The sequence below is a fragment of the Arthrobacter sp. HMWF013 genome, from assembly GCF_003061105.1.
Lineage (GTDB): Bacteria > Actinomycetota > Actinomycetes > Actinomycetales > Micrococcaceae > Arthrobacter.
In genome coordinates this window covers 9,788-16,754 of the sequence record NZ_QAIQ01000320.1, presented here as the reverse complement: position 1 = coordinate 16,754, position 6,967 = coordinate 9,788, and the positions used below count along the sequence as shown (strand labels likewise).

Below are 6,967 nucleotides of genomic sequence, written 5' to 3'. Positions count from 1 at the left end.
CTCCTGGCCGGCGCCATGTCCATGGGTGCCGGCGAATTTGTGTCGGTGCGTTCCCAGCGCGAACTCCTCGCTGCCACCATGCCCACCCAGATCACCCTGGCCGCCGCACCCAAACTCGATCTTGAACACAACGAACTGCTGCTGGTGTACCTGGCCCGGGGCATGTCCCGTGAGGCTGCCGAACACCGCGTGGCCGAACGCACGGGACTGCTGGCCTGCGACTGCGACCCCAGCCTGTCCCTGCAGCCCGAACTGCCCGAGGCCGCCGACCAGCATGAGGCGGTGGGCACCGCCTGGGGGGCAGCACTCTCCAGCTTCTGCTTCTTCGCCTCCGGCGCCATTGTGCCCATCCTGCCCTTCCTGTTCGGCATGACGGGTGTGGCCGCGCTCGTGGTTGCCGGCGTACTCGTGGGCCTGGCGTTGCTGGTGACCGGCGGAATCGTGGGCCTGCTGTCCGGCACGTCGCCGCTGACGCGCGGGCTGCGCCAGCTGGCGATTGGCCTGGGAGCCGCCGGAGTCACGTACCTGCTGGGCCTGGCCTTCGGCACCGTGGTGGGCTAGTGGACGAGAGACCTCCGCGCCATTCCGACGGGCGCCACTCCGGCGGGCGTCGCTCCGACGGGCGTCGCTCCGACGGGAGTCCGCGGAGGCGCGGCGGGATTGTCCGGAACTTCCTTCTGGTGACGGCCATCGGTGCCTCGGCATTCCTGGTGGCGGGATTCGTCTACGGCGATCCGCGCATCCTGGGCCTGCTGGACGTCCGGATCGGTCCGGGCGGCCTGCAGCCGGGCGCTGCCCAACCCGGCGCCGAACAATCCGGGACCCCGGAGCCCGGAACCGCTGAGCGGTCCGGCAGGAGCGCCGAAGCCCCGCCGCCCGGACTGGAGGAAGCGGAAGCTCCGCTTGGCACCCCCGAGGCGCCGGTCATGGGGAGCGACTCCTACGGTTTCCTAGCGGTCAACGGCGACGGTACTCCGGTGGGGTACTCCCCCTGCAGGCCGCTGCATTACGTGGTGAACGCCGAGCTGGTCCCGGCCGGCGCGCAGCAGCTGGTTCCGGACGCCATAGACACCATTTCCCGGGCCACCGGCATCCGGTTCATCTATGACGCTGCCACCACGGAGCAGCCGTCCGCGCAGCGGGATCCGTACCAGCCTGATGCCTACGGTGACCGGTGGGCTCCCCTGCTCATCGCCTGGACCACCCCCGAGGTTGCCCCGCAGCTCAAGGGCAAAGTCATCGGTACCGGCGGGAGCACCCATTACAGCTTCGACGACGGCCCCAAGACCTTCGTCACCGGCAGCCTTGAACTGGACGCCCTGCAGATCACCGAGGACCTGCGGCAGCCGGACGGGAAGCTGTACGCCACCGCAGTGATCCTGCACGAGCTCAGCCACGTGATGGGACTGGAACACGTGGACGATCCGAGGCAGCTGATGTACCCCGAGATCGGCAGCCCCGAGGGACTCGCGGCAGGCGATCTGAACGGACTGTACGAACTCAGCAAAGCCCAGTGCCGCAAGGACCTGTAGCTCTCCGGAGGCGCAGTCAGGAGCGGGCGGGCCCTACCCGCCCATGACCGCGAGGGCCTCCTCCACGCTGTCCACCAGGAAGATCCTGTCTCCCATGGCACGCCCGGCGGCCAGCTTCTGAAGGATGGGCCACGCCGGGTACTCCTCCTCCCAGTGCCGCTTCCCTACCAGCACCATGGGCGTGACGGCTTCGCGGGCGCTGTAATAGTTCTCGCACGCGTCCTGGAATATTTCCTGCACGGTACCGGCCGCGCCCGGCAGGAAGATGATTCCGCCGTCGCAAACCTCCAGCAGGATCGCCTCCCGCACGGCGTTGGCGAAGTACTTGGCGATGTGCGTCGCGAAGTAATTCGGTGGCTCATGCCCATAAAACCAGGTGGGAATCCCCAGCGACGGCGTTCCGTTCGGGAAACGCTCGACGACGGCAGCAGCAGCCCGTGCCCACGCTGACACGGAGGGGCGGAACCCGGGGACGGAACCCAGACCCGCGAGCGCCGCCGCCACCTCGGCTTCGGGGAAGCCGCTGAGGTAGGCGCCCAGGTTGGCGGCCTCCATGGCGCCCGGCCCGCCACCGGTTGCAACAACCCGCCCGCTGAGGGCAAGCAGCCTGCCCAACGCCGCGGCCTGGCTGAATCCTTCGCTGCCGCGCTGCGCCGCGTGGCCGCCCATCACTCCCACCACGGTCCGGCCAGCAAAAACATCCGAGCGGAGGAACTCCTCCAGGGCGTCTCCGATCGCGTGATCGTGTAACGCCGAGGCCAGTGTGGACTCCAGCTGGTGGCGCTGCCCGGGCTGGATGCTCCACTGATACACCAGCGCATCCGGGAGTTCCTCGTACGGTGAATTTTCCAGGCCGGCATACAGCTCCTGCGGTGCGTACAGCCGCGCACGGTAGGGATCGAACGGAACACCTTCAAGGCGTGGAAATATCAGGGCGCCCCGCCTGCGGATCCTGTCCTCGACCCCCGGATCGAAGGTGCAGCCCAGGAAAATGGCGCCTTCCACGTCCAGGGTGTCCAGCGCGGCCTGCCGGCCCCGGAGGTCCAAGGACTGGGCATGCCAGCCGTGCATGGCCACCGCCCCGGCGCCCACCAGCCGGTCGAAGCTGTCAAGGCTTTCGATTTCAAGGGTGCGCGGGCTGTGGCCGCGGCTGGCAGTGAGGTCCACCATGGCTGTTTAGCCGGCCACTTCGGCGGTGCCCGTCAGGTGGTGATCCAACCGGGCAAGTGTTTCCTCGATGCTGACCGGATGGCGGCGCAGGTACCCGGCAAGCCGCAGGAAGAACCTGCCGCGAACAGCCCGCGCATCCCACTGCTCAGTGACTTTGGTCCCGGCGGTTCCATCGGCCGCGGTGGCTGGTTCCAGGAGGTAGCGCCACACGTGGCCGTAGAAGTGGCGCCACGCGATCCGCCGGCCTTCCTCGAATTCGCAGACCGTATTGAGGATCTTGTAGTCCACCTTCACGTTCATCTCCATGCCGAACTTCGCTCCGGCCGACAACCGTTCCGGGCCGCGGGGCTGGGCGCCCTTGACCGTGCCCGAGCCATCGATGACGCTGTGCATCCCCGGCGTGGCAAGGATGTCAAAGATCGCTTCGGGGGTGGCCGCGATGAAGCGCTCACGGGAGAGGAGGTATCGGTTAGTCATTCCCCCAGCCTAGAGGCAGCCGGTCAGGGAGGCAGCCGGCCACTGCCGCCATGGCTGAACTCAGAGCGTTGCGTGCGCATGTCCGGACATGTTTCCTCTTCCCCCTCGGCGCGGGTCCGCGGATGCCTTGACGGCCGCATGCCTGCTGATATCATCGATAAAGAAGTATGTCCTATCAAGCGAACATATGCAGACCAGCACCTCCACAAGAGGTGGCGGCCGGGCAACACGCGGAACCTGAGGAAAGATTCAGTGACGAACCAACTCGGCCTCATCATCGACCGGTCCTCCCCAGTCCCCCTGTACCACCAGGTGGTCCAGGGAATTGAGGCTGCCATCCACAGCGGCGTCCTCGAACCTGGCAGCAGGCTGGACAACGAGATCGACCTCGCCGCCCAGCTCAACCTGTCCCGGCCCACCATGCGCAAGGCCATGGATGAGCTGGTCCGCTCCGGGCTTCTGGTGCGCAAGCGCGGCGTCGGAACGCAGGTGGTCTCCAGCCAGGTCCGGCGGCCCCTGGAGCTTTCCAGCCTGTTCGACGATCTCACCAACAACGGCAAAAAGCCCACCACCGAGGTACTGAGCTTCTCGCATGGGGAGGCAGACGCAGCCACTGTGGCCGCCCTCCAGATCCCCGCCGGATCCACGGTCTACCACTTCACCCGCCTGCGCAGGGTCGGCGGAAAACCGCTGGCACTGATGGAGAACTGGGTCCGGGACGACATCGTCGCCATCGACGAAGCCACCCTCGCGGCCGAGGGCCTTTACGCCGTGCTGCGCCGGGGCGGCGTCAACTTCCGCCTCGCCACCCAGCGGATCGGCGCGGTCATCGCCAATGAATACCAGGCGGGCCTCCTGGATACCCCGGTGAACTCAGCACTGGTCACGATGGAGCGAACCGCCACCGACGACACCGGACGGCGCGTGGAAACAGGGAACCACGTATACCGCGCCGATTCCTACAGCTTTGAAATGACACTCGTACAGCGCTAACGCAAGGAAAAACTCCATGGCCAACTGGGTCTATCCCCTGGGCACCGCCGCCGACGGCGGCTGGGACATCTCGCTCGGAACCTCTGATTCATCGCTGGCCGTAGACGGCTGGGCGCACACCGGCCTGAAGGTGGCCACCTTGGCCGCCGGCGCCGCCGTCGTCCTTCCTGCCGCCGGCGAGGAACGCATCATCGTTCCCCTCAGTGGCTCGTTCACCGCAACGGTCGACGGCGCCGAGCACCGGTTGGGCGGGCGGGCTTCGGTTTTCCACGGCCCCAGCGATGTGCTCTACACAGGCACGGGAAAGGCTGTCACCATCAGCTCGGCCGACGGCGGCAGGGTGGCGGTCGCCACCGCTCCCGCCAGCTCGTCCTACCCCACGCGGCTGGTCACCGCCGCCGAAACCCCCGTGGAACTCCGCGGCGCCGGGAACTGCTCACGCCAGGTCCACAACTTCGGGACGCCTGCAGCACTGGAAGCTGACCGGTTTATCGTCTGTGAAGTACTCACGCCCGCCGGCAACTGGTCCTCCTATCCCCCGCACAAGCACGATGAGGAAAAGGACGGCGAGACCCAGCTCGAAGAGATCTATTACTTCGAGACCCGGGTGGCCGACGGCTCCGGAGCTCCGGCCGACGCCGATGCGATCGGGTACCAGCGCGTCTACGCGTCGGATGACCGTCCCATTGATGTCGCCGCGGAGGTCCGCACCGGCGATGTTGTGCTGGTTCCGTACGGCTGGCACGGCCCAGCCATGGCCGCCCCTGGCTATGACATGTACTACCTCAACGTTATGGCGGGCCCGGGGCCGGTCCGCGAATGGCTCATCAGCGACGATCCGCACCACGGCTGGGTGCGGCAGAGCTGGGATGGCCAGGACGTGGACCCCCGCCTGCCGTTCGGCGCCTAGAGCGGCCGGCAAACCAAAGGCGCCCCTCACGGAAAGTGATTCCGTCAGGGGCGCCTTGGCGTTGAACCGGGCGGTTCTGGTTGGCTGTGCTTTATGCGGCAGGCGCCACGGCAAGCGCCACCCTGACCGGAGCCCCGCTCGCCAGCGACTCCTGCGCGGCATCCGCTACCCGTGAAGCGGCCACGGCGTCCTCCGGCGTGCAGGGGTTCGCCCGCCGGCCGAGGACCAGCTCCACAAAGGCTGCCATTTCCGAGCGGTAGGCCGTATCGAATCGTTCAGCGAAGGTTGTGTGTGACTCGCCCGCGGGGAAGGTGATCCCCTCCTCGGCTGATTTCAGGGCGGACTTTTCGTCCAGGCCGACCATCAGGGAACCCTTGGAACCCTGGATTTCGAGGCGGACGTCATGCCCGGCCCCGTTGTAGCGGCTGGCGGAAACTGTGCCTACCGTGCCGTCGTCGAAAGTCATCACAGCCAGGGCCGTGTCCACATCCCCCACCCCGCCGATGGCGGGATCGCCGTTGTTGGAACCCCTGGCGTAGACCTCCACGATTTCGCGCCCGGTCAGCCAGCGCAGGATGTCGAAATCATGGACCGAGCAGTCGCGGAACAGCCCGCCGGAGGTGGCCAGGAATTCAACCGGCGGCGGCGTCATGTCACAGGTGACGGCCCGCAGCGAGTGGATCCAGCCGAGCTCCCCGGCCTGGTAGGCACGCTTCGCTTCAAGGTACCCGGCGTCAAAACGGCGCTGGTGGCCGATCTGGACCACGCCGTCCTTGGCGCGGATGTGTTCCAGGACGGGCAGGGAATCGGCCACATTCATGGCCACGGGCTTCTCGCAGAAAACGGGAATCCCTGCGTCCACTCCCGCCCGGATCAGTTCCGGATGGGTGCCTGTTCCGGTTGCGACGACCAGCCCCTGGATGCCGGAGGCGATCAAGGCATCCACCGACGGCAGGAATTCCGCGCCGAGGCCCGCTGCTACCGTGCGGGCGTGGTCCTCGGCGACGTCGGTCAGCCGCAGTTTAACGCTGATGCCCTGGCCCGTGAATTCCGTGTTGAGCGCTGCGATGTTGTTGGCGTGCATCACGCCGATCCGGCCCACGCCGACCAAGCCGAGAATGACGTCCTTCATACTGCTGCCTCCGTTGTAAAAGTCCTGTTGGGGCCGGCTGCCTCACCGGTGGTGGTCTCTGGCGCGGAAAGGTCCTGTGGTGAGAAGGCACGCCGGAACGATTCCAGCGCCGCCAGGTCGTCGCCGCTGGCCCAGGCCTCCATGCCTACGGTTCCCTCATAACCGGCGGCCGCGAGCGCCCGGGCCACGGCCGCGTAGTTGATTTCGCCGGTGCCGGGCTCGCAGCGGCCGGGAACGTCCGCCACCTGGATCTCGCCAACGTGCGGCAGGGCCGCGCGTACGAGCTCGATCAGGTTCCCCTCCCCCAGCTGTGCGTGGTACAGGTCCAGCATGAGTTTCACGTTGGGGTGAGCCACCGCTTCCACGAGGGCCAGCGTGTCCTTGGCGCGGGCCAGCGGAATGCCCGGATGGTCCAGCACCGTGTTGAGGTTTTCGAGGCAGAACGTCAGGCCGTGCTTCTCACCGAGCGCGCCAAGGCGTTCCAGGGTACGTGCGCCGGTGATCCACATTTTGCCTGTGGAGCGGTAGGCGGGACGCGCCGCCTTCCCGTCGATGAGCTCCGCGGAGTGGACCACCATCCGGCTGACGCCAAGTTCCAACGCTGTGGGAATCAAGGTTTCGGCGGTCTTCACCACGTCATCAGCTGTGTCCGGGTCCACCAGGCTGCCCGAGGTGTAGCCGGTCATCGAGGAGAAGACGGCGCCGGTGGCCTTGAGCGCGCCGATGTCCTTGTTCGTCGAGTCCCACAGTTCG

At 67.0% G+C, this 6,967-nt stretch carries 8 protein-coding genes; 4 read left to right on the top strand and 4 right to left on the bottom strand.

Going from position 1 to position 6,967, the window contains the following annotated elements; genetic code table 11:
• Both DBR22_RS12115 and DBR22_RS12110 read left to right on the top strand, forming a co-directional pair.
• Positions 1-561: VIT1/CCC1 transporter family protein (locus tag DBR22_RS12115; protein WP_181365150.1), on the top strand; the 561-nt coding region annotated here is incomplete at its 5' end.
• A gap of 119 nt (positions 562-680) precedes the next feature.
• Positions 681-1,532, top strand: coding sequence for a matrixin family metalloprotease (locus DBR22_RS12110; protein WP_375134956.1), 852 nt, complete (start codon positions 681-683; stop codon positions 1,530-1,532).
• A 33-nt stretch (positions 1,533-1,565) separates the two neighbouring features.
• On the opposite strand, the gene DBR22_RS12105 is transcribed toward DBR22_RS12110, so the two are convergent.
• Together DBR22_RS12105 and DBR22_RS12100 are read right to left on the bottom strand one after the other, a co-directional pair.
• Positions 1,566-2,702, bottom strand: a complete 1,137-nt coding sequence (locus DBR22_RS12105; RefSeq protein ID WP_108599218.1) for an LOG family protein — start codon at positions 2,700-2,702, stop codon at positions 1,566-1,568.
• 6 nt (positions 2,703-2,708) lie between these two features.
• Complete coding sequence (locus tag DBR22_RS12100) at positions 2,709-3,179, bottom strand: SRPBCC family protein (RefSeq protein ID WP_108599217.1); 471 nt, start codon at positions 3,177-3,179, stop codon at positions 2,709-2,711.
• Positions 3,180-3,431: 252 nt separating this feature from the next.
• Between DBR22_RS12100 and DBR22_RS12095 the strand changes: the two genes are divergently transcribed.
• Positions 3,432-4,172: a GntR family transcriptional regulator gene (locus DBR22_RS12095; RefSeq protein ID WP_108599216.1), complete on the top strand. Its 741-nt coding sequence runs from the start codon at positions 3,432-3,434 to the stop codon at positions 4,170-4,172.
• A gap of 16 nt (positions 4,173-4,188) precedes the next feature.
• Positions 4,189-5,082 carry a 5-deoxy-glucuronate isomerase gene (gene iolB, locus DBR22_RS12090; protein ID WP_108599215.1) on the top strand — a complete coding sequence of 298 codons (894 nt, stop codon included), beginning with the start codon at positions 4,189-4,191 and terminating at the stop codon, positions 5,080-5,082.
• 91 nt (positions 5,083-5,173) lie between these two features.
• On the opposite strand, the gene DBR22_RS12085 is transcribed toward iolB, so the two are convergent.
• On the bottom strand, positions 5,174-6,214 hold the full coding sequence (locus tag DBR22_RS12085) for a Gfo/Idh/MocA family oxidoreductase (RefSeq protein WP_108599214.1): 1,041 nt from the start codon (positions 6,212-6,214) through the stop codon (positions 5,174-5,176).
• Positions 6,211-6,967, bottom strand: a 757-nt coding sequence (locus DBR22_RS12080) for a TIM barrel protein (protein ID WP_258229167.1), incomplete at its 5' end; no start/stop codon positions are given. The genes DBR22_RS12080 and DBR22_RS12085, both read right to left, overlap by 4 nt.

What these genes read in the sequence shown, in the direction of transcription:
- DBR22_RS12105 (WP_108599218.1), bottom strand. Translation starts at nt 2,702, where the DNA reads ATGGTGGACCTCACTGCCAGCCGCGGCCACAGCCCGCGCACCCTTGAA.
- DBR22_RS12100 (WP_108599217.1), bottom strand. Translation starts at nt 3,179, where the DNA reads ATGACTAACCGATACCTCCTCTCCCGTGAGCGCTTCATCGCGGCCACC.
- iolB (WP_108599215.1), top strand. Translation starts at nt 4,189, where the DNA reads ATGGCCAACTGGGTCTATCCCCTGGGCACCGCCGCCGACGGCGGCTGG.
- DBR22_RS12085 (WP_108599214.1), bottom strand. Translation starts at nt 6,214, where the DNA reads ATGAAGGACGTCATTCTCGGCTTGGTCGGCGTGGGCCGGATCGGCGTG.